This is a genomic window from Imhoffiella purpurea (assembly GCF_000585215.1).
Lineage (GTDB): Bacteria > Pseudomonadota > Gammaproteobacteria > Chromatiales > Chromatiaceae > Imhoffiella > Imhoffiella purpurea.
The window spans coordinates 59,565-81,609 of sequence record NZ_AONC01000027.1 but is presented as its reverse complement, the minus strand read 5'-3'; the positions used below and the strand labels follow the sequence as shown (position 1 = coordinate 81,609).

19 protein-coding genes and 1 tRNA gene are annotated in these 22,045 nt (G+C 67.8%); 5 read left to right on the top strand and 15 right to left on the bottom strand.

Translation table 11 applies throughout. The features are described 5' to 3' along the window. Positions 1-81 precede the first annotated feature (81 nt). The 4 genes from D779_RS09425 to D779_RS09410 all read right to left on the bottom strand — a co-directional run bounded on the left by D779_RS09425 (position 82) and on the right by D779_RS09410 (position 3,245). Positions 82-1,311 (bottom strand): nSTAND1 domain-containing NTPase, encoded by a 1,230-nt coding sequence (locus tag D779_RS09425; RefSeq protein ID WP_043753049.1) that lies wholly within the window; start codon positions 1,309-1,311, stop codon positions 82-84. 25 nt (positions 1,312-1,336) lie between these two features. Continuing rightward, complete coding sequence (locus D779_RS22640; protein ID WP_081763436.1) at positions 1,337-2,305, bottom strand: trypsin-like peptidase domain-containing protein; 969 nt, start codon at positions 2,303-2,305, stop codon at positions 1,337-1,339. Between the two features lie 20 nt (positions 2,306-2,325). After that, a complete protein-coding gene (locus tag D779_RS09415) occupies positions 2,326-2,643 on the bottom strand; it encodes a CU044_2847 family protein (protein ID WP_043753044.1) in 318 nt (105 codons plus the stop codon). A 514-nt stretch (positions 2,644-3,157) separates the two neighbouring features. Next, positions 3,158-3,245: transfer RNA gene (locus D779_RS09410), tRNA-Ser, on the bottom strand. A gap of 257 nt (positions 3,246-3,502) precedes the next feature. Here D779_RS09410 and D779_RS09405 point away from each other — a divergent pair. Both D779_RS09405 and D779_RS09400 read left to right on the top strand, forming a co-directional pair. Beyond that, positions 3,503-4,177 carry a Bax inhibitor-1/YccA family protein gene (locus D779_RS09405; protein ID WP_043753042.1) on the top strand — a complete coding sequence of 225 codons (675 nt, stop codon included), beginning with the start codon at positions 3,503-3,505 and terminating at the stop codon, positions 4,175-4,177. Positions 4,178-4,267: 90 nt separating this feature from the next. Further along, complete coding sequence (locus tag D779_RS09400; RefSeq protein ID WP_043753040.1) at positions 4,268-4,453, top strand: hypothetical protein; 186 nt, start codon at positions 4,268-4,270, stop codon at positions 4,451-4,453. A 47-nt stretch (positions 4,454-4,500) separates the two neighbouring features. On the opposite strand, the gene D779_RS09395 is transcribed toward D779_RS09400, so the two are convergent. From D779_RS09395 to D779_RS09380, 4 genes are all read right to left on the bottom strand, one after another. Then, positions 4,501-5,610 carry a glucose-6-phosphate dehydrogenase assembly protein OpcA gene (locus D779_RS09395; RefSeq protein ID WP_043753039.1) on the bottom strand — a complete coding sequence of 370 codons (1,110 nt, stop codon included), beginning with the start codon at positions 5,608-5,610 and terminating at the stop codon, positions 4,501-4,503. A gap of 14 nt (positions 5,611-5,624) precedes the next feature. Then, positions 5,625-7,172 carry a glucose-6-phosphate dehydrogenase gene (gene zwf, locus D779_RS09390; protein WP_043753037.1) on the bottom strand — a complete coding sequence of 516 codons (1,548 nt, stop codon included), beginning with the start codon at positions 7,170-7,172 and terminating at the stop codon, positions 5,625-5,627. Between the two features lie 393 nt (positions 7,173-7,565). Next, a complete protein-coding gene (locus D779_RS09385; RefSeq protein WP_043753036.1) occupies positions 7,566-8,966 on the bottom strand; it encodes a sigma-54-dependent transcriptional regulator in 1,401 nt (466 codons plus the stop codon). Then, positions 8,959-10,464 carry an ATP-binding protein gene (locus D779_RS09380; RefSeq protein ID WP_198295697.1) on the bottom strand — a complete coding sequence of 502 codons (1,506 nt, stop codon included), beginning with the start codon at positions 10,462-10,464 and terminating at the stop codon, positions 8,959-8,961. Before D779_RS09380 ends, D779_RS09385 begins: the two co-directional genes overlap by 8 nt. Before the next feature lie 414 nt (positions 10,465-10,878). Here D779_RS09380 and ftsH point away from each other — a divergent pair, with 414 nt between their 5' ends. Together ftsH and D779_RS09370 are read left to right on the top strand one after the other, a co-directional pair. Next, positions 10,879-12,987, top strand: coding sequence for an ATP-dependent zinc metalloprotease FtsH (gene ftsH / locus D779_RS09375; protein WP_052348008.1), 2,109 nt, complete (start codon positions 10,879-10,881; stop codon positions 12,985-12,987). A 79-nt stretch (positions 12,988-13,066) separates the two neighbouring features. Continuing rightward, positions 13,067-13,675, top strand: a complete 609-nt coding sequence (locus D779_RS09370) for a DedA family protein (protein WP_157726366.1) — start codon at positions 13,067-13,069, stop codon at positions 13,673-13,675. 29 nt (positions 13,676-13,704) lie between these two features. Here the strand turns inward: D779_RS09370 and D779_RS21085 are convergent, their stop codons facing one another. The 6 genes from D779_RS21085 to D779_RS09345 are packed head-to-tail and all read right to left on the bottom strand — an operon-like array spanning position 13,705 to position 19,333. Further along, entirely contained in the window at positions 13,705-14,370 is a 666-nt protein-coding gene (locus D779_RS21085) for an alpha/beta fold hydrolase (protein WP_269747381.1), read from the bottom strand. Between the two features lie 33 nt (positions 14,371-14,403). Next, complete coding sequence (locus tag D779_RS21080) at positions 14,404-14,565, bottom strand: hypothetical protein (RefSeq protein WP_157726365.1); 162 nt, start codon at positions 14,563-14,565, stop codon at positions 14,404-14,406. A 27-nt stretch (positions 14,566-14,592) separates the two neighbouring features. Further along, on the bottom strand, positions 14,593-16,941 hold the full coding sequence (gene mprF, locus D779_RS09360; protein WP_043753032.1) for a bifunctional lysylphosphatidylglycerol flippase/synthetase MprF: 2,349 nt from the start codon (positions 16,939-16,941) through the stop codon (positions 14,593-14,595). Further along, the gene (locus tag D779_RS22195; RefSeq protein ID WP_043753030.1) at positions 16,911-17,303 is read right to left on the bottom strand and encodes a hypothetical protein; all 393 of its coding nucleotides are present in this window, start codon (positions 17,301-17,303) and stop codon (positions 16,911-16,913) included. Before D779_RS22195 ends, mprF begins: the two co-directional genes overlap by 31 nt. A gap of 9 nt (positions 17,304-17,312) precedes the next feature. Continuing rightward, positions 17,313-18,734, bottom strand: coding sequence for a cation:proton antiporter (locus D779_RS09350; RefSeq protein WP_157726364.1), 1,422 nt, complete (start codon positions 18,732-18,734; stop codon positions 17,313-17,315). A 35-nt stretch (positions 18,735-18,769) separates the two neighbouring features. Beyond that, positions 18,770-19,333 carry an HdeD family acid-resistance protein gene (locus D779_RS09345; protein ID WP_052348005.1) on the bottom strand — a complete coding sequence of 188 codons (564 nt, stop codon included), beginning with the start codon at positions 19,331-19,333 and terminating at the stop codon, positions 18,770-18,772. Positions 19,334-19,700: 367 nt separating this feature from the next. Between D779_RS09345 and D779_RS09340 the strand changes: the two genes are divergently transcribed. After that, on the top strand, positions 19,701-20,372 hold the full coding sequence (locus D779_RS09340; RefSeq protein ID WP_043753024.1) for a hypothetical protein: 672 nt from the start codon (positions 19,701-19,703) through the stop codon (positions 20,370-20,372). A gap of 163 nt (positions 20,373-20,535) precedes the next feature. On the opposite strand, the gene D779_RS09335 is transcribed toward D779_RS09340, so the two are convergent. Next, positions 20,536-22,041 carry a DHA2 family efflux MFS transporter permease subunit gene (locus D779_RS09335; protein WP_043753023.1) on the bottom strand — a complete coding sequence of 502 codons (1,506 nt, stop codon included), beginning with the start codon at positions 22,039-22,041 and terminating at the stop codon, positions 20,536-20,538. Between the last annotated feature and the right edge of the window lie 4 nt (positions 22,042-22,045).

Genomic DNA, 22,045 nt, shown 5'->3' with positions numbered 1-22,045 from the left:
TCTTCTTGAGAAACGTCGAAAGACCCCGCGAACCTGAGGGGATCGATCAGAGAAGTCGCTCATGATCACGATCTGTGACCTTCAAAGCCCTGCCCCTTCGAGCCCACCGATGCGCTCGCTTTCGAAGTCGGCGAGGTCCATGCGGCCGCGCGTCTTGCAGTCGTCGTAGAGATCCTTGAGGGCGAAGGCGAGCAGCGCGAGGCCGCCAGCTCGGCCGCTGGCGTCCGTCACGAGGCGTTCGACCAGGGCGTCCTCCAGGTCCACCGGGCTGGCGAGCCTGAGCCTGCGGACCGGTCCCTCGATCATGGCGGCCATGGCGGCTGGTCCGGGGGCGCCGACGCTGAACTGGGCATCGGCATTGAGCTCCTCGCGCAGCCCGCCATGGGCGATACAGCGGTCGAGGAAGTCGGAGCGCACCGTGGCAACGACGCGGAAGCGCGGCTGGCCGATGGCGGGGAGCAGCAGGGCATCGAGAAAGCACGTGGCAAGCTCGGACTCGACGCTGGTGAAGAGCTCTTCGAATTGATCGAGGATGAGCAGCCATTCGGCGTGGTCCGGCCGGCCGGAGAGAACCCGCTGGAGCAGGCGTGGAAACGCCGACGGATCTTGGCGCAGTCTGGCCGCCTCGTCGTCGGCGTCGGCGAAGCCGGGGATGCCGCCGCGCGCGATTCCCCAGAACAGCGCCTGGAAGGGATCACCTTCCGGCTTGGACGGCTTCATGGCGGTGACGACCCAATCCTCCGAGCCCCGAATGGGCGTGCGGGCGGCATCGTCGAGAGTCGCCCAGAGACCGGCGCGCACCAGCGAGGATTTTCCCGAGCCCGAGGCCCCGGCGACCAGGGTCAGGCGCTCCCCCTGCGGCGAGTCGAGCTTGAACAGCAGGGCCTGGGTCTCGGCGCGGCGGCCGAAGAAGATGGGTGCTTGATCGCAGTCCAGCGCCAGCATCCCCGGATAGGGATCGTGGGGCCAGTCGCACTCGACAGGTGCGCGGCACGACAACCGCTCCGTCAGGGAGGCGATCCGTCGGCCGCGCTCGTCGGTGCTGTGGCCGAACTCCTCGCGAAGGAGATCGAGCAACGCGCAGAGCGGCGAGAGACCGGACGGCACCGGCTGGTCGTAGTCGTCGCACCGACTGGGCAGGTCCCAGGCCTGCGCCTCGGCCGTGCCGTCCCATTCGATGGCCCGGATCGCCGGGTGATCCTTGCCCAGGGCCTGCTCGGCCAGGCCGAGCCGGCGCTCATTGCGGCACCAGTATGGAAGCCGGAGGAGAAGGGCCTTGAAGTCGAGCAGGATCTGATGGTCTGTCGGCATCCGCTGTCTCTCCTTGGGTGCGTGTCTAGGCGCCGGCTGGCTTGGGACAGTCGAGCAAGGCGCTGAGCGCCTGGATCTCGCGGTCGCGGACTGGGCTCCGCCCGAATTCCCGGGGGATCGCCTCCAGCAAGGCGCAGGCGGGGGATCGCCCAGTTTCGGTCGGCTCCGGGTAATCCTCGCAGGCTCGGGCAAGGTCCCAGGCGAGCTGGCGCGCACTACCTTCCCATTCGACCTCGTGGAGGATGGGATGCCGTCGGCCCAGGGCGATCTCGACGAAGCCCAGCCGATCTCTCCGGTCGTTCCAGCGAGGCAAGCCGAGCAGCAGGTCGCGCAGGCGCTCGACGGGCGGCTTGGCCGGTGCTTCGAGCACCTCTGTCTGTAACGGGCCGGGCGGCGCAAGCGTCACACCGACGTCCTCGCAGAATGCGCGTACGGCCTCGGCGGGGACGGCCCAGCCGCCGAGATCGAGCCGGGTATCCTGGCTCAAGCGCGTCACCCCGATCACCCGTCCGGTCGTTGCCTGGATCAAGGGGCCACCGCTGAAACCGTAATCGATCAGCCCCTGCTTGAGCTTGATCAAACGCAGCTCGCCGCCGGTCGTCCGGTCGTGCAGCTGTGTGATCCCCTCGAAGCGCGCGGTGAAGTCGTCCAGCTCGGGCCGCTGGTCGCGGACCGGGAAACCGATGCCGACCAGGAGCTGGTCGCGCTGGGGGTCGCCGCCGAAGACCGCGGAGACAGAGACTCCCTCTGGGTCTTCGAGCAGGGCAAGATCCAGATCGCCCCTGAGATGGCGCAGGACCAGGGTGCGAGGCGCACGCCCCCAGGGATAGACTTCGATATCCCGGCCCAACGCCGCCGCACGGCCGACGACATGGGCGCAAGTGAGCAGCCAGCCCGGAGCGACCGAGAAACCGCAGCCGGGCTGCGCGCCCATCACGCGCACGCACTCAGTGCGCAGCCGGGCGATAATTGGCTCTATGGGGTCGTTCGCCATCCTGGGTCGCTAGCCTCCACTCATGGCTGCGACTTGTCCCACTCCAAGGTGACCTTGAGATTCGCCTTTCCCGTACCTCGGGCGATCAGGGCGACGACCTCCCCAGCCTCGAGCCCGAACTCGACACCGATCTCGACGGACGCCTTGCTCGGCTTGACCGTGTCGATCGCGGATTCGAGCCCTTGGGCGATTCGCGTCAAGGTCTCGGCGACTCGGTCGAAGGGTATCGCGTCCAGGACACCGACCTCCTGGCGTCCGCGCGGGGCGACCTCCAGATATGCCTTGGCGCCACCCCCCAAGTCCAACGGCTGCCATTCTGTGCGCTCGCGGTCCTGCATCTCATCCCCCGGTCACTGTTGGTTCGTGTATGACGATACCAGAGAGGCTCTCGAACCTGTACCCGACGATCTTGCCACCTTCTTCCGGGCGCCATCAGGCAGGGATGATCCCGAACGCTTGGCGCGTGCTCGGCACGGGGGAGATCCATGAGCAATGGATATATGCAGATCCCATCGAGAAGAGCGATACAGGGCGAGTGAGCGCTGGCGTATCCGGGGGGAACCTCAAGCGCCTATCCGCGCTCCAAGCATAGGAAGGCCGACGAAAGCACACGTTTTCACGAAAAATACCTGCAATTTCGACGACGAACACCCTTCGATAATCGCCGCCAGCAACGGTAACTCAACCTCCAGCACCGAGTCTCTGGAGGCAATACCGAACCTCACGAAAGACGCTGCGGTCTAATGCTTGTTCGCCGAAATGAAGGGAATTGGATAAAACGTGTGGGGAACACGCTCGAGCGAAGGTTCTAAGAATCTGATTCAGAAACGATAAGGAGGTAAGACGCAGAATTGGCGGAGAGGGAGGGATTCGAACCCCCGGACCCTTGCGAGTCAACGGTTTTCAAGACCGCCGCTTTCGACCGCTCAGCCACCTCTCCTAAAGAATCGCGGGACGCAGACCACCTGAAGGCGGTTTCAGATGCCGCAGGCGGATAAGGATACATCAAGCGCAGGGATTACCAAAGCCCGGCGGTGCTTGCATGACTCCGGGCCTCAGGTATCCTTCGGAACTCATGATCGTCACTTCGGGTCATAGGATGCGATTGCGGCTTCCATATCCGCCAAACCGAAGACGAACGCGAAGAATCCACAAGAGTCTCGATAACCCACTGTAAAACAGGAGTGAAACAGCGATATGGCCAATCCGGGCATTTCCTTCGTCAAGACCGATCGGGCCTCGCCCTCGGTCGAGACCAACAAGGTTCTGAAGAACACCTACATGCTGTTGGCGGCCACACTGGGCTTCAGCGCCCTGACCGCCATGCTGTCGCTTGTTCTGGCCGTACCGCCATGGACCTACATGGCCTCGGTCATCGTCTCCATGCTGCTGGGCATGTTCGTTCTGCCCAGAACGGCGAACTCCGCCGCCGGCATCGGGGTCATCTTCCTCATCACCGGTCTCCTGGGCTTCGGCCTCGGCGCCATCCTCAGCATCTATCTGGCGCTCCCCAACGGTCCTCAGATCGTCGGTCTCGCCTTCGGCGGCACCGCGACCATCTTCCTCGGGCTGTCGGGCTATGCGCTGACCAGCAAGCGTGACTTCAGCTTCATGGGCGGCTTCATCTTCGCCGGCATGATGGTCGTCATGATCGCCGTGATCGCCAACATCTTCCTGCAGATGCCCGCGCTCGCGCTGGCCATCTCCTCGGCGATCATCCTGCTGATGAGCGGCTTCATCCTGTTCGACACCAGCCGCATCGCCCGTGGCGAGGAGACCAACTACATCCTCGCGACCTACGGCCTCTATCTGAGCATCTTCAACATCTTCATCAGCCTGTTGCAGATCCTCGGAATCATGAGCGACGACTGAGGCACGACCTCGTCCAGCCGATCCGACCGAACCCCGGCGCACCCCGCCGGGGTTTTCGTTGAGGCTCACACCAGCTCACGGGAGGTCCCGATGGAACTCTTCCTCAAGATCACAGCCGCCATCACCCTGGGGCTCATGCTCTTCTTCCTCTGGCCGGTCTACAAGAACTGGCAGGAGAACGGACCCAAGGCGCAGCGCGGCGATTGGCCAGCCGCCATCCTGCCGCTCGGCGCGGTCGTGGCTCTGGTCGTCGTGCTCATCATGGCGGTCCGATAGAAACACCCCTCGCAAGCCGTCCCGACGAGTTGGGACCGGCTTGCCACTCATGCCGCTTCCGACTTGACGACCTTGGCCATGGCCTCGGAGAAGGCGATCGAAGAGGTGAAGAGCGCATCGCCGGCCCGGTGCGCGAGCTGGGCGGCAACCATCTGCTCGAGCGGCTGCTCGACGGTCGGGATCGACGAGGGCCACAACTCGGCATCCTCCGGGAAGTGACGGATGTGATGCCCCTCGTGCCGATACTCCGCATGACTGGCCGCCTGTCCCTCCCCTGCCCGCCATGAGATCCGCATCCGATCGATATGCGGCGGTCCCTCGTCGCTGCGACGCACCTCGATGCGGACCGGCCCGCTGGTCGAGGCGAAATGCCAAATCAACTGTTTACCGGACGTGGCCACGCCCTTCTGGGGTCTCCAGTCGAGACACGAGGACAGCCAGCCGAGCAGCAGCCAGGCCAGCGGCAGCGCATGGGGGCCGTGATGCAGCTCGATCGCCTCGATGCGCCGCAGCGCCCCTGGAATCACGCTCGGGGCCAGGCTCTGGGACAGGATCCGCCGCCAGGGCTTCAGCCGGCGCCAGGCCAGGTTGAAGATCACGGTGCGGTTGCGCTTCGACCATTGGGTCATCGCCAGCACGCCGCGCGGCGGATCCGCCCAGCCGATGCTGTCGTAGATGATCTGGTTGGCCATGGAGGCGAAGGCCTCGAACACGGGACCGGTGAGCGCCGGAGGCCGTGGACTGAGCCACCAGAGCGCGGACGGCAGATCGCTGATCAGCAGCGAGCGCACGATCGAGGCCGTGCGTGCCGCGCCGCCGGCGCCGAAGCGCAGCTCGATGTGCTCGGCGCACAGCTGCTGGCGGTCGCCGATTCGGCGCGAGTGCGCCGTCACCCAGGCCCGCACCTCGTCGCCGGATTGATCGCCGATCAGGGCCAGCACCAGCACCCGCGCCGGATGGTGACGCACCAGACGCGGGATACGGTCCGCCGCGTCCATTGCCTGGTCCTCGCCGTCGCAGAAGATCATCACGTTCGACATGGAGGCCCGGGTCACGGTGTGGCCGTCCTTCTGATGACGGTTGATCGAATCCCAGATCGCGGCCAGCTCGCGCTCGATCTCGACCGGGTCGATGTAGTGCTCGTCGGAACGGTTCATGGCGCTCTCCCCCGTCAGAGCCGGCGCCAGGCGTGGCCGTCGGCATGGATCAGACGATCGGCCTCGATCGGCCCCCAGCTGCCCGCCGGATATTCCGGCAGCCAGCGCTCCCCGCTCGCCGCCCAGGCGTCGAGGATGGGCTGGATCCACTGCCAGGACGCCTCGACCGCGTCGTCGCGCATGAAGAGCGTGGCGTCACCGGCCATGACGTCGAGCAGCAGACGCTCGTAGGCCTCGGGCGACTGATCGCCGAAGGTCGAGCCGTAGCGGAAGTCCATCTTCACCGGGTAGATCTTGACCTTGGGACCGGGCAGCTTGGTGCCGATGCGCAGGGCCAGTCCCTCGTCCGGCTGGATGCGCAGCGCGAGCACGTTCGGTTCCAGGGGGTGGTCGGTGTCGGTGTTGAACAGCATGTGCGGCACCGCCTTGAACTGCACCGCCACCTCGCTGACGCGCTTGGGCATGGCCTTGCCGGTGCGGATGTAGATGGGCACGCCGGCCCAGCGCCAGTTGTCGATGAATAGGCGCAGGGCGACGAAGGTCTCGGTCGTGGAGTCCGAGGCGACGCGCTCCTCGCGGCGGTAGCCCGGGGCGTCCTTGCCGTGGAAGAAGCCCGAGGCGTACTGCGCCCGGACCACGTGCTGCTCGACCTCGTGGCGGCGCATCGGGCGCAGACACTGCAGCAGGTCAAGCCGGCGGTCGCGGATCACGTCGGCACGCATGCTCCAGGGCGGCTCCATGGCCACCAGGGACAGCAGCTGGAGGATGTGGTTCTGCACCATGTCGCGCAGGGCCCCGGCGGTCTCGAAGTAGCCGGCTCGGGTGCCCACGCCCTCCGCCTCGGCCACCGTGATCTGCACGTGATCGATGTGCTTGGAGTTCCACAGCGGCTCGAAGATGGCGTTGCCGAAGCGCATCGCGAGAATGTTCTGGACGGTCTCCTTGCCGAGATAATGATCGATGCGATAGAGCTGATGCTCGGCGAAGCAGGCCTGCAGCGCCCGGTTCACGCCACGCGCGCTCTCGAGATCCCGCCCGATCGGCTTCTCGACGATGAGACGGGTGAAGGGCAGGTCCTGATCCGGAGGGGCGACCAGGCCGGCCTCCCGGAGCCCGAAGACGCAGGTCTCGATGAAGCTCGGCGGGATCGCGAGATAGAAGATCCGGCTGCCACCGATGCCGAAATGCGGCTCGATCTCCTCGGCCCGCGCCTTGAGCGCGGCATAGGCCGCGGCATCGCCGAAATCCCCCTGCCGATAGAAGAGATGCTCGGAAAATTCCTGCCACTCCTCCTCGTCGAGCTCGCGGCGTGAGAAGCGCTCGATGCCGTCGCGGGCGAAGTCGCGAAAGGCCTCGTCGCTCATAGCGTCGATGGCGAATCCGATCACGGCGAACTGGGTCGGCAGTAGACCGTCCAGCGCGAGGTTGTAGAGGGCCGGAATCAGCTTGCGTTTCGACAGATCGCCGGCGCCGCCGAAGATCACGATGGTGCAGGCCTGGGGAAAGACCTCCTCGCTCCGGTCGGTCATCAAGGGGTTTGCGTCGGCACTGGTCTCGGTCATGACGGTTCACCTTTTGCCTGGTGCGGCCGGTCCGTCAGCACATCGGCGGCGGCGTCGCGGTAGGAACGCTGGCCCGAACCGTCTCGTCGATCGCGTCCGAACGGCTGAACGCAGACGGTTCTGGCAGTCTCTGGAGAGATGCGGGCCGAACGCCCGATTGGCATTCGACCCGATCTCCGAAATGCCGGGCCACGACTGGCCCTTGCGGTCGACACACTCGATCCGTGTTGACCTAGTGGCCAGATTGAGGCGGATCCTCTAGAGGCAAGGCCGAGGACAGTGCGGAATTCGGCCCCACCGAAGGGGCTGATCGAGCGCCACGGATCTCTTTCAAGCCTGGTTCGACAGCGACCTCGAATGCCGCAAGACAGACCACGCCTCTTTCGGCCCCTGTCAATCGCTCACCTTCAACCCGTACTTCTGCACCCGATAGCGCAGCTTCTCGCGGGTGGTCCCGAGCACCCGGGCGGTCTGGCTCACGTTCTCCGCGTTTCGCCGCAGGACCTCGTCGAGGATGGCCCGCTCCATCTCGTCGAGACTCATGCTGCCGTCGACGGGAAGGCACAGCCGATTGCCCTCGGGGTTCGCGCCCGATGCCGGCTCCGTCGCGGCCGCGGGGGACGGATCGCCCAGGTGCAGCCAGCGCTCGGGGAAGACCGGGCCGTCCGCGAGCAGGACGCAGCGCTCGACCAGGTTTCTCAGCTCGCGGACGTTGCCGGGCCAGTCATAGCTCTTGAGCCGCTGCCACACGCTTGGCGGCACCCGCTCGATCCGCTGGCCGGACCGGGCGTTGAATTCCTCGATGAGGACGGGAAGCAGGTCCTCGATGTCTTCCTTGCGGGTGCGCAGCGCCGGGACCTCGAGCCGGAAGACGGCGAGACGGTGATAGAGATCGGCGCGGAAGGCTCCCTCGGCGACGCGCTGCTCGAGCACCTGGTTGGTCGCCGCGATGATCTGGATGTCGACCTCCAGCTCGCGGTCTCCGCCCACGCGGCGGATGCGGTGGTCCTCGATCGCCTTGAGCAGCTTGGCCTGGAGCTCCAGCTCCAGCTCGCCGAGCTCGTCCAGGAACAGGGTGCCGCCGTTGGCCTGCTCGACGAGACCGCGACGGCGGCCCTTGGCCCCGGTGAAGGAACCGGCCTCGTGACCGAAGAGTTCGGCCTCCATCAGCTCGCGCGGGAGCGCGGCGCAGTTGACCTCGATGAGCGGACCCGAGGCGCGCGGCCCGGAGTGATGGAGGATGCGGGCCGCCAGCCCCTTGCCGGTACCGGTCTCGCCGCTGATGAGCAGACCGGAGAAGGGCACCCTGGAGAGTCGGCTCAGCATGTCGCGGGCCTCGCTGGCCGCCCGGCTGCGGCCGATGAAGGACTCGGGCGCGTAGCGGTTGCCGCGCTGCTCCTCGTCGCGCAGACGACGCTGGGCCCGCGCGCTGCGTCTGGCACCGGCGACGACGATCTGCAGCCGCTCCAGCTCGCAGGGCTTCTCCAGGAAGTCGAAGGCCCCGAGCTTGAGCGCGCGAACGGACTCGGGGACGCCGCCGTAGGCGGTGAGGAAGATCCACTCGCCCCCGATGCCGCGTCTACGCACCTTCTCCAGCAGATCCAGGGCGTTGCCGTCCGGCAGGCTCATGTCGGAGAGCACGACCAGGGGTTCGAGATTGCGCTCGAACAGCATGCGCTCCGCCTCGGCCAGATCGAAGGCCTGGACGGCATCCCAGCCGCCGGACGCCATCTCGGCGCACAACTCGGCGCCCAGCAGGCGCTCGTCCTCGATGACCAGCAGTGTGTCAGCCACGCGATGACCCTCCGTTGGAATCCGTCGGCCGGCACGGCAGCGTCAGCCTGACCACCGCGCCATGGGGCGACCGATTCGTGAGCAGTAGATCGCCGCCGTGGTCGCGCACGAAGCGCCGGACCATGGCCAGCCCGAGCCCGGTACCCCCTTGCCGCCCAGTGGCGAAGGGACGAATGCCGGCGCGCAGGAGTTCCTCCGGGAAGCCGGGTCCGGTGTCGGTCACGGTCAGCCCGAGCTCGCCCCCGTCGCGGGTCGCGCCGATGAGAATGCGGCCCTCTTCCCGCATCGCCTGAACGGCGTTCAGGACCAGGTTCAGCAGGGCCTGACGCAGGCCGGCCACCGGCAGCAGACACTGGAGATCCGTCTCGACATCGGACGCGATCTCGACCCCGTCCGGGATCTGGTAGCGCAGCAGGGTGAGCAGTTCCTCGACAACCCGGTCGACGGCGACCGTCTCCAGCGGCTCCGGCCGATGGCGCGCGGCATCGACCTGGGCCGTCAGCAGATGGTTGATCCGCTTGAGCTCGTCGTTGACCGCGCCGATACGGGCCGCATGCTCGCTGCCCTCCAGCGCCCGCGCGAGCTTGGAGCAGGCCATCTGGATGCCGGCGAGCGGGTTGCGCAGCTCGTGCGCCAGCCCCGCCGAGACCGCACCGACCGCGGCCAGCCGTTCCGCCCGGCCGAGTTCGCGGCTCTGGGCTAGGAGCGCCTCCGTGGCCCGCCGCACCTCCTGCTCGAGGGTCCGCTCCCGGTCGCAGTGCTCGGCCTCGAGCTGCTGCAGACGCGAGACCAGCTCGTTGTAGCTGTGGAAGGCCGGCTGGGCGAGGTTGTCGATCGCGTCCAGGATGGACTGGGGCACGGGGCGATAATCCCTGTCGGCCAGCCGCACGAGCAGTTCTTCGAGCGCCCGCAACGGCTGCTTGACGCGCACTCGGACGACGAACAGCGAGATGCCGAAGATGAGCGGACCGACCAGCAGCAGCAGAAGGGTCAGCCGGATCTCGGTGCGCGAGTCGTGCCCGATCTGGGTCAGCAGCCAGTCGTGCCGCTCGCGCTCGCCGTCCAGCACCTGGCGGATCTCGGTCAGGCTCTCGAAGAGCAGCTCGACGGAGGGCGCATGGGTGTCGCCGAGCCGCGATTCGATGCCCTTCAGGCGCGCGACCGTCTCCGGGTGGAGCGCCCCTTCGATCCGGTCGATGTGCGCGACCCGATCGCGCAGCGCATCCAATTCGTCCGGCGAGATCCGCGTCCCCCGCAGCCCCTTAAGCAGGGCCTGCTCGATGCCCAGATCGATCCCCTGAATCTGCTCGAGATGAGCGAGGTGGGCCTCGACGGGTTCGAGCCGGTCCAGGCTGCGCCAGGAGACGAGCAGCATTCCGACCAGCACCACCAGCACCAGGCCGGCCGAGATCCAGAGAGGAACCCAGAACAGACGCCTGATGCTGGCGAAGCGCGATCCTCGGACCAGGATCGATGGGGCGGTCTTGCTGGTCGACATCTTGGACGGATTCTCCTCGGCACTCATGAGCCAAACGACCCGATCGCAAAGCGTACAGCGTCGCGTTCGAAGTCCGCTCGACCCCGGCGCCTGCGAGGGCAAGCGGTTTCCACATCTGCTCTGCAGACTTTGTGCCGGGAACGGGGTTTCAGTCGCCAGCCCACGCATCCGGCGCGATCGTGCGAGGAACCGCGCGCCGATGATCCGCCGATCGCTGGTTCACTACAACCAAAGTGGCTGCCATCGACCAAGCCTTCATCCCCTAGCGACGGCACGAGGGAACATCCTTCAGGGCAGTCGACCGCGCCGCCCGGGAATCCAGGCCCCCCGAGCGGCGATATCGCCGGCCAGGGGGCAGCACGGCATGGATTTCGCTGAGCGATCCTCAGAAATCCGATCATGAGGTATCGACACATGCCCACCCCCTTCTGGACGACGCCGGAGAGCTGGCCCATTTGGATACTCGGTCTGACCGCGTTCGGATCGGTCGCCGTGCTGCGCCTCCATCCGCTCCGGCGCAGCGGCTCGAAGCAGGCCCCTCCCCCGGGCGGCGGACCGACCACGAGCCCGGGCCGCGAGCCGCCACCCGCCGCGGCGGCCTTCTGGTGGATCACCCTGGCGCTGCTGCTCGCCTGGAACACCCTGCCATTCCTCTTCGATGGCACCCCGAAGGTCGCCAAGATCCCCTACAGCAGCTTCATCGAGCAGGTGCAGCAGAACAATGTCGCCCAGGTCGGCATCCAAGGAAGCGAGATCGCCGGCGAGCTCAAGACGGCGAAGGACTGGGATCCCGCCTCCGGCGCCCTGAGCAAGGCCCCGAGCGGTGACGATCGGCCCCAGAAGAGCCGGGCCGACACCTCGGGCACCAGCAGCCAACCCGACTCCTCGTCGGCACACGCATCCGCGCAGACCCTCGAGGTCACCCGGTTCACCACGGTCTTTCCCAGCTCGGTCGGCGACCCGCAGCTCATGAGCACGCTGGAGCGGCACGGCGTCGCCGTCGCCGCCGCGCCCCAATCGGAGCACTACATGGCCCGGATCCTCGGCAGCCTGCTGCCCACGGCTCTGCTGGTCGGTTTCTTCTGGTGGATGGGACGGCGCGCCATGCAACAGCAGCAGAGCATCTTCGGGGCGGGCAAGTCGCAGGCGCGACGCTTCGTCCGCGAGGAGGCGCCGGCCGTGACCTTCGCCGACGTGGCGGGTGTCGACGCGGCCAAGGGGCAGCTCCAGGAGATCGTCTCCATCCTCAAATCCCCGGAGCGCTATCGCGCGCTCGGCGCCCGCACACCGCGCGGCGTGCTGCTGGCCGGACCGCCGGGGACGGGCAAGACCCTGCTGGCGCGCGCCGTGGCCGGCGAGGCCCAGGTGCCCTTCTTCTCCATCAGCGGTTCGGAGTTCGTGGAGATGTTCGTCGGCGTCGGCGCGAGCCGGGTGCGCAATCTCTTCCAGGAGGTCAAGGCCGCCGCGCCGGCGATCCTCTTCGTCGACGAGCTGGACGCCGTCGGACGGCGCCGGGGCGCCGGAGTCGGCATGGTGAACGACGAGCGCGAACAGACGCTCAATCAGCTCCTGGTCGAGATGGACGGCTTCGACGCCCGCACCAGCGTCATCGTCCTGGCCGCGACTAACCGCCCCGACGTGCTGGACCCGGCCCTGCGCCGCCCCGGACGCTTCGACCGCGAGGTGATCCTGGGACTTCCCGACCGCAACGGCCGCCGGGCCATCATCGGCATCCACACCCGCGCACTCGAATTGGCGGACGACGTGGATCCGGATGCCCTGGCCTCCATCACCATGGGGATGAGCGGCGCCCAGCTCGCGAACCTCTGCAACGAGGCCGCCCTGGTCGCCGCCCGGGACGCGCATGCGAGGATCCAGGCCCAGGACTTCGAGACCGCGCTCGATCGCGTCCTGCTCGGCGAGGCGCTGCCGCTGACGCTGGATGCGGACGCGCGCCGCACCGTCGCCTACCACGAGAGCGGCCATGCCCTGGTCGCCTGGCTCACGCCAGAGGCCGATCCGGTGCACAAGGTCACCATCGTCCCGCATGGCATGGCGCTCGGCGTCACCGAGCAGCGTCCAGAGGACGACCGCTACAACCTCTCGCGCCATTATCTGATGGCGCGTCTGCGGGTCATGCTCGGCGGACGCGGCGCCGAGGAGACGGTCTTCGAGGACGTGACCACGGGCGCCGAGAACGACCTGGTACAGGCCACCCGGCAGGCCCGCCACATGGTCGCGACCTGGGGCATGAGCGAGCTGGGTCTGGCCGCCTACGAATCCTCCGGCGAGGACCGCTTCCTCGGCTACGAACTCGGCCAGGGCCGCCCCTACAGCGAAGAGACCGCGCGGCGCATCGACGCCGAGGTGAACCGGCTGCTGGCGGAGAGCCACGCGGCGGTCCTGTCGCTCCTGTCCTCGGCACGCGACCGTCTGGATGCACTCGCCCAGGCCCTGCTGGAACGCGAGACGGTCGGCGAAGAGGAGCTCGTCCGGATCCTGGGCCCGCGTCCCGCACGATGAGCGGGACGCATATCGGACGCCCCACCCCGCCCCGCACGGAGACCGACGATTGAGCGGATTCGAAACGACCGTGGCAGACATGACACCCTGGCTCCAGGCCTATGGCTATCCCATCCTCGCCGTCTCCGTGGCCCTGGAGGGCGCCGCCATCCCACTTCCGGGCGGCATCCTCATGGCCGCCGCGGCCATCCTCGCGGCGCACGGCGAGCTGAGCCTGGCGGGCGTCCTTCTGACCTGCTGGCCGGCCGCGGTCGCCGGCGACAATCTCGGCTACTGGTTCGGCCGCAGCGGCGGGCGCCGTTTGCTGCTGCGCGGCGGGGTGCGCCGTCAGCGCCTCGTCCGGCTCCAGCGCTTCTTCCGCCGCTTCGGGGGCTGGCTGATCGTCTTCGGGCGTTTCTTCGACGGCACCCGCCAGCTCGACGGCCTGGTGGCCGGGAGCATCCGCATGCCCTGGCGGCGCTTCTTCATCGCCGATCTGATCGGAACCTCGCTCTGGGTGTTCACCTGGGTGGTCGGGCTCTACGCCTTCGACCAGCATCCCAGACTGATCCACCGCACCATCCTGCATCTCAACCCCTGGATCGCGACCCTCGCGGCCGCCGCCTTGGCCTTGGCGATCTGGAGGCTCCTGCCGCGCCGGAAACGGCCGGACACCCGGCCCCGACCGCCGGCGGAACAGGCCGACTGAGGGCGGAGACTCCCTCGAACGCCCCGCGGCTATTGGGCTGTCGGGATCCCGAGGAATGCGCCGATGCGCCGCCCGACCCATCCCGCGTGCGTCACCGGCAGCGAGTGTCCCCCATCGGCGACGATCTCCAGCTCGGCCCCCGCAATCAGCCCGGCCATCTCCTGCACGTGCTCCACCCGAATCACATCCCGCCCGCCGGCGATCAGCAGCACCGGGCAGCGAATCCCGGTCAGATCTTCCGGCGTCAAGGTCGGTCCGCTGAGCCACATGCGCTTGATCCGCTGCTCCAGTTCGCGGGTCTTGGGGCCGGCATCGGTCCACCAGCGGTTGACCCAGTGCGTGACGCTATTGGCTGGGAGCGCGGCATCGGCTCGGGCCTCCTCGGTAAGACCCGAGGGGTCATGGTTGGCACTGATGGCGACGATGCGATTCACCCGCTGGGGGCGAAGATGGGCAAGGACCAGCGCAGTGTTGCCGCCGTCGCTCCAGCCGATGATGTCGACCTTCTGGAGATGCAGGGCGTCCATGACGGCGATGACGTCTGCCGCATGCCGCTCGTAGCTCAGCTCGCCCCCGCCGAGCCCGGAGCGCCCGTGGCCTCGGCTGTCGATGAGGACGATCTCGCGGCCCGACGAGACGAGCCAGGGCAGCTGGGAGAACCAGCTGAGCCGATGGCTCAGGCCGCCGTGCAGCAGCAGGATGGCGGGGCCTCGGCCGGGGTAGACCTGCTAGTGGATGGCGGCGCCATCGCTGATGACGCGACCCACCTGCGGATGCGGATCGGCGGTGGCGCGCCACCAAAGATACCGAGCGACGTTGGTGGACATCGGCATCAGCGGAACGAAGCCGACCGCAAGACTGCCGATGAGGAGCGCGAGGATGCCGGCCACCCGGCGAGGTCCGCGGACCATCGCGCCTCAGCCCCCTGCCCGTGCGGCCTTCGGACCCCGTGCGATCAGCGCCATGACGTCCATCAGCACCACGGGCAGCGGCCGTCCGCGCGGATAGGCCAGATACATGCCGCACCAGCTCGGATTGAATTTCTCCTTGTACTGACGCAGTCCCTTGTAGTTGTAGAAGCGGTTGCCCAGCTCGTAGGCGAGCTTGAGCACCCGCTCGTCGCGCGGCGACCAGGGCGAGCGGCCGACGCCGCTGAGCGGGGCCATGCCGAGATCGAACCAGGTGTAGCCGGCCGCCTGGGCGTGCAGGATGAGATTGGTGAAGAGGAAGTCCATGGTGCCGTTCGGGGTATCCGGGACATGGCGCATCAGGTCGATGCCCGTCTCGTCGCGGTGGCCGAAGTCCTGGGCGATGCTGGCGAAGGCGATGGGCCGTCCGGACTGCCGGACCAGAGCGATCGATCCCCATTCCAGGAAGTCGCGTCTGAAGCTGCCGAGCGAGAATCCGAGCTCGCTCAGATGCTTCTCGGCCAGCCAGGCGTCCGAGACGGACCGGAGCTCGGCCCAGAGCGACGCGTCCAGCGGCTGGGACAGCAGCTCGAAGCGCATCTCGGTGCGCCGCGCACGGTTGAGCACGGTGCGCAGGTTCTCGGCCTTTCTCCCCTTGAGACTGAACCCCGGCAGATGGACGCGCGCGGTCTCGCCGAGCTTGAGCAGATGGAAGCCGGCCTCGTGGTAGTGGTGGAGATGGGTCTCCTCGACCTGGTAGAAGACGGGCGTCAGACCGTAGTCGTCGGCGAAGGCGCGAAAGGCGTGCAGCGTCTCCCGGAGGTCGGACTCGGCGCACGCCGGATCGCCCAAGGCGACGAGATGCCCGCGCCGCATGCCGTACTGGACGAGCCCCCGGCCCGAGGGGGAATGAAAGAGGTATTTGTCCCCCAGCATGGTCAGATAGGAGTAGCGCGTGCGGCCAACGCGGCCGTAGAAATCCGCCGCGCGCCGCAGCGCCGAGCGATCCGGAAGCTCGACCGCCGGCGCCGGCATGGAGTACCAGGTCCAGGCGAGCCAGGCGAGGAAGGTCACCGTCATCCCCAGCAGGGCGCGCGCATAGCGGGCCGAGTGCAGATGGAGCCCCATCTGGTCGAGATGATCGAGCAGGGTACCGGCCCCGTAGAGGACGCCGCCCAGGACGGCCGCCGCCGACAGGGTCGAGACGATGCCGGCCAGCCAGCGCAGATTGCGGGCGCTCGCCAGGGCATAGCCGCGCCGGTCGAAGCTCGCGCGATTGGCCCGCAGCAGGACCGAGAGCATCAGCAGCAATGCCGCGACCTCGATGTCGATGCCCTTCAGCAGGCTGAGGATGGCGCCGCTCAGGAGCAAGATCTGGGGGCCGTGATAGGCACCGCGCATCCCGGCGCCGATCCCGCGCGAGAGACCCAGCAGGAGCGTCCCGACGATCACGCTCGACAGATGGAAGCCCTCGAGCGCCAGCAGCGGCACGAAGCGGTCGATCACCTCCAGACGCTCGGCGACGCCGGGAAAGGCCGCCGACAGCAGGAGCACCACCCCGGCCGCGAAGGTGGCATAGGCGAGGATCTGGGTACTCAGATGTCCCAGCAGCTGCAGCGGGATGCGGCCGAGCCTCAGCACCGGATTCGTCCGGAAGCGCTCGACCAGATCCTCGATGCGGCCGCCGTCGGGCAGCAGAGGCGTCCCGGGCAGAAGCTGGGCGGCGAAGAGGAAAGGCACGAAGTAGTAGGCCACGCGGAACATCAGCAGCCCGGCGACCAGCGCGGCCGGATCCGCGCCGGTTCGGGCCAGGATGAACAGCATGGCCCCCTCGAAGACGCCCAGCGCGCCCGGGACCATGCTCACCAGACCCAGGGTCATGGCCAGCGTGAAGGCCATCAGCAGCGTGCCGAGGGGCAGGACGACGCCGGCCGCCTGCAGACACAGCCAGAGGAGCCCGCCCAGCGCGACCCAGTCCAGGGTCGAGACCAGCACCAGAAGGAGCCGTTGCGCCACGCCGAGCGTCGGGGTGTCGGCCAGCCAGCGACGGTGCAGCGGACCGTGCCCGGCAACGAGCACGAACAGCGGCCAGTAGAGACCGACGGCCCCCAGCACGCCCAGGGCCAGCGGGGCCGGCACCGAGGACCAGTGCAGCATCTCGGGGCGGACCGAGAGCAGGATGGTCGCCAGCACGGCGAGCCCGAGCGGCATGCTGAGCACCACCAGGGCCGCGCTGCCGACCGCCTTGGCCGGGGGCACGCCCGCCTTGGTCAGCCCCAGATAGCGCACCCCGGAGCCCGTCATGCCGGAGAACCCGATCAGATTGTTCAGGGCACTGGCCACCCAGGCCGTGCGCACCAGGTCCAGGGACCGATCTCGAGCGCCAGCCAGCGCCTGAGCAGGGCATCGTAGAGCGTGTTGAGCGAGGCCGCGGCCAGGCCGGCGAGCAGCAGCACCAGCGTCGCGCCGAGACCGATGGCCTGAAAGGAGTGATGGATCTCGGCGATGTCCAGGTGACGGATCTCCCGCCAGCCGACGACGGCCACGGCCGCCAGGGCGACGATCGGCAGCACCCGATGGAGGATCGTGCCGAGCGCCTTCTGACGGCCGTGCCCGGCCTCCGCGTCGGCGTCGGCATCCGCGTCCGGACCGAGGTCATCCCGGATCCGTTCGTCCGCAGGGAGGAGGATCGCCGGCCCGCGGCTGTGTTCCTGGTGCATCCTGGTGTCCTATCTCGATCTGACGAAGGGCGCATGGAGACGCCCGAGCATGGCCTCGGCACGCGCCGACCGGGGCGCGAAGGCCCAATCGAGCACCAGCCCCGAACCGAAGGCGAGCAGAATGACGACCGCCACCAGGGCGGCGAAGAGCCGATCGTCGATGACGCCGAGCGAACGCCCGACCCCGACGAAGAGGAGCGCCACCTCACCGCGCGGCAGCATTCCCAGGGCGACGGTCACGCGGTCGACGCCCGGCCCGGCCACCAGGGCGGCCGGAAGCTTGCCGACGATGGCCGCGAACAGCAGCGCGGCGGTCAGCGCCAATGTCTGCCACTGGAGGAAGATCGCCAGATTGACCTGCATGCCGATCAGCAGGAAGAAGATGGGCGTGAAGACCGCGATCAGCGGGACCAGCATCTCCTTGGTCTTGTCGCGCAGGGACGCGTCCGAGAGGATGAGCCCGGCGGCAAATCCGCCGACGGTACCGCTCAGCCCCAGGGAGCTGCAGAGCCAGCCGAGCAGGAAGGCGAAGGCCAGCGGCGCGAGGAAGCGCAGCTCGACCGGCCCGATGCGGTTGAGCTGCCGCGCCAGAGGCCGTCCCAGCCGGTCGCCGAAGACCACGATGGCGCCGAGGAAGGCGGCACTGGAGACCAGCAGCCAGATCACCGCCGGCAGATCCAGGTGACCCTCGACGACCAGCTCGATGGCGAGCGCCAGCAGCACCAGACCGATCAGGTCGTTGAGCACGCAGGCGCCGAGGATGGTCCGTCCCTCGGGCGTGTCGGCCTTGCCCATGTCCTCGAGCATGCGCGTCGCGACCCCGATGCTGGTGGCGGCCAGGGTCGAGGCGACGAAGAAGCGCCCGGCGGCGGAGATCTGGACCGGGAGCAGCCACATCAGGACGAGCGCGGCCGCGAGCGTCCCCACGGCACCCGCCACCGCGACCCGCGCGGCGCCCGCCCCGACCCGGCGCAGCTGGTGGACGCCGGTCTTGAGCCCGACGTGGAAGAGCAGCAGGATGATTCCCAGGCTGGAGAAGAGCCAGAGGCTCAGCCCGGTGTTGACGTTGGCCAGGGCGTGATCGCCGCTGAGCAGATGCAGGACCTCGTCCCCCCGTGCGCCGGGGGCCATCCCCGAGGGCCCGAAGACCTGGGCCGCCGCCTGGGCGACCGAGACGCCGCCCTGCCAGACCTGGTCGAACACCGGGCTGGCCGCCCCGTAGCTCATGACGAAGGTGAAGAACGGCAACCCGAGCCAGTAGCCGAGATTGCCCACCAGCACACCCACCAGCAGCTCGCCGAGCACCCCTGGCTGGCGGAAACGGATGGTGAGCCAGCGGGCCACCAGGACCATGGTCAAGAGGAGCGCCAGCTCCAGCATGATGTCGGCGAATGGATGGATGGGCATGGTGGCGGTCGCGATCGCAGGCATGATGATCACCTCTGGTTCGGACGTCCCAGGTCGCGCTAGGGCTTGCGCAGCGACCAACCGATGGCGGTCAATGCCGCCCCGTCGAACAGCAGACTGGTGCCCACGAAGACGCCGAGGACGACCTGCGAGGACGCGGGCCAACTGAGGGAGAAGAAGGCGACCAGCACCAGGTCCACGACACCGCTGGCGATCATCCACCCCCAGCCGGCGGCCGGGCGCAGCTCGTGGGCGAGCGCGAAGCTGCCGAAGGCATCCAGCAGCAGATAGAAGCTCAGCAGCAGCGCCAATGCCTCGGCCCCGGCCACCGGGCGCGAGATCATCAGGACGCCGGCGACGACGAGCAGCAGCGGCTTGAGCCATCGCAGCATTCCTCCGCCATGCCTGGCTGTGTGCCAGAGCCAGAAGCCGCCCCCGATGAAAAGCAGCAGGCTCACCAGCTCGACCGTGGTCACGGCCATGGCCGGAGGCAGCGCGATGCCGACCGCGCCCAGAATCATCAGCAGAATGCCGATCCAGAGGCTGTGCGATCCGAATCCCCTCACCTCCCGTTCGATCAGGGTGGCGGGGTCCAGGGTGATCTTGTCGTCAGGGGCGTGCATGGCGATTCCTCCTGCAGCGTTCGTCTCGACGATGGAGAGGTCAGGATTCGTGCCATTTCTCGACAGGGTCCCCTTGAGGCCGGCGCGTCCCCGGCGCCTTTGTGGTTACGGGCTCCGGAACCGCCGTCCCGGCTCCAGATCGGCCGTCCCGATCCGGGGCTGGTGACTTTGGACCAAGCCCCCTGTGTCTCAGCGACCAGCCAGTCACCTCCACGGGCCCCGCGCTCCCATCCGCTTTCGTCTCGGGTAGCCACCGGCGCGTGATTGCAGGGGTTGGCAGACAAGATGCAGAGCAGTGATCAGGGCACGAGGCCCGCACGACCTCGAGGCTCGGGAATTCTCACGACATCCATAGGAGATCGAACTCATGTCGAACCAACTCATGCATATCGACAGGCTCCATGTTTCGGAAAAGCTCCACGAGGGCCAGGTCATCCTTGCGGACAAGGCCGAGCAGTTCGGGACGGCGATCACGACGGGGATCGATCGCATGATTCCGCGCCCGGAGACCCATGCCGGAAAATTCGCCCTGGCGACGCTGCCATACTTCCTGCTCTATGCGATCGCGGTCGTCCTCATCGCCATGACCGATCATGATCCGGCCTCGGCGCAAGGGGCCTGGGACTACTTCATTCCGCTCGTGGCGATCGTCTCCACCCTCAGCGGCTGGGATCGCCATGCGGGCGCCATCTGGCAGGAGCGCGCGCGCTACGTCCTGAAGCAGACCGCCCACTGGGGCTCGCTGCTGATCGTCATCCACCTGCTCTTCCAGTCGGACGTGCAGCACTTCCTCAGGGCCGAGACCGACGGCTTCGTCATCGTCTACATCCTGGGTCTCGCGAGCATCCTGAGCGGGATCTATCTGGACTGGAAGATGGCCGTGTTCGGGCTCTTCCTGATCTTCAGCGGGGTCGTGATCGCCTTCCTGGACGACAATGCCTTGCTGATCGCGATCGGCGGAACGGCCACCCTGGCCGTCATCGGCACCGCCTTCGCCTGGATCAAGCACCACCAGCACAGTGAATCGCAGGGTGCCTGAGCACCGCACCACCACACACCCGGCAACCGGAGCGACCGAGCCGGTTGCCGGGTCGGCCGCCGCCTGGCGCCGCAACGGTTGGCCGCTTTCGATCGTTCTCAGCCAAACGGCCCGATTTTACCCGGCCCCATGCGCCGATGACCCATCCGGATACGCCATACCATCACGACCTCCCGCGCGGCTTGAGCAACAGCAGCAAGGGCGCCATGAGCACGAAGCTCAGCGCAATCATCCCGAAGACCTGGGTGAAGGCCAGCATGGACGACTGACGGCTCAGCTCGTTGGCCAGCAGTTCCGGCGCCAGCGGGCTGTCGAGCGTCAGGCCCTGAGCCTGGAGCCAATGGTGCAGCGCCGGATTGAAGGGGTCGATGTGGCCGCCGAGCCGGTTCCAGTCCGCCTGGCCGAAACGGCTGTACCAGGTCGCGGCGATGGAGACGCCGATGGAGCTGCCGATGCTGCGGGACAGATTGTAGAGACCGGCGCCGGCATCCGTCTGCGAGGACAGCAGGGTGGCGTAGGCCAGGGTCGAGAGGGTCACGAAGATGGATCCCATGCCGACGCCCTGCAGCACCCCGGGCCAGATGAGCCAGCCGGGGCCGATGTCGAGGCTGTACCAGGACATCATCCAGGTCGCGCTGCCGGCCAGTACCATGCCGGTGGCGATGATCCAGCGCGGATCGACCTTGCCGGAGAGCCGGGCGACGACCAGCATGCCGAAGGCGGCGCCGAATCCGCGCGGCGCCATGACCAGGCCCGTGGTCTCGACCGGGTAGCCGAGCAGGCGCTCCATCAGCAACGGCTGGATGGCGATGGTTCCGAAAAGCGCGAGCCCGAACACCAGCATCAGGGTCGAGGCCAGGGCCAGATTGCGGTCGGCGAACAGACGCAGGTCGACGATCGGCCGCTTGGCGGTGAGTCCGCGCCAGACGAAGAGCGCAAGCCCGGAGACGGCGACCAGGCTCAGCAGCAGGATGAAGTCCGAATCCAGCCAGCCCTCCTGATTGCCGCGGTCGAGCACCGTCTGCAGACTGCCGATACCGACGATCATCATGAGCGCGCCGAACCAGTCGGTTCCCGCCGCCTGGCGCGGGGTCTCGCGGATGCTGCGCGCGACCATGGCCAGGTTCAGCAGCCCGACCGGCAGGTTGATGTAGAAGACCCAGCGCCAGTCGAGATGCTCGGTCACCAGCCCGCCGACGGTCGGACCCAGGATGGGGCCCAGCATGACACCGATGCCCCAGATGGCCATCGCCTTACCGCGCTGCTCCTGGGGGAAGAGCGTCACCAGCACGCCCTGCGACAGCGGAATCAGGGGCGCCCCGGCGACGCCCTGGATCAGCCGGAAGATCACCATCTGCGACAGCGACTCGCTCAGCCCGCAGGCGGCCGAGGCGACCACGAAGCCGGCGATGCCGAACAGCATGACGCGCCGACGCCCGAAACGCCCGGCCAGCCAGCCGGTCAGCGGGATGGTGACCGCCTCGGCGACGATATAGGCGGTCAGCACCCAGGTGACCTGATCCGCCGTGGCGCCGAGCGCGCCCATCATGTGCGGCAGGGTGACGTTGACGATGGTCATGTCCATGATGGCCATGATGGTGGTCAGCATCACGCTCGCCGCCGGCAGCAGACGGCCCGAGGGAGGGAGTGGCGGCAGCTGTTCGGCCATGACG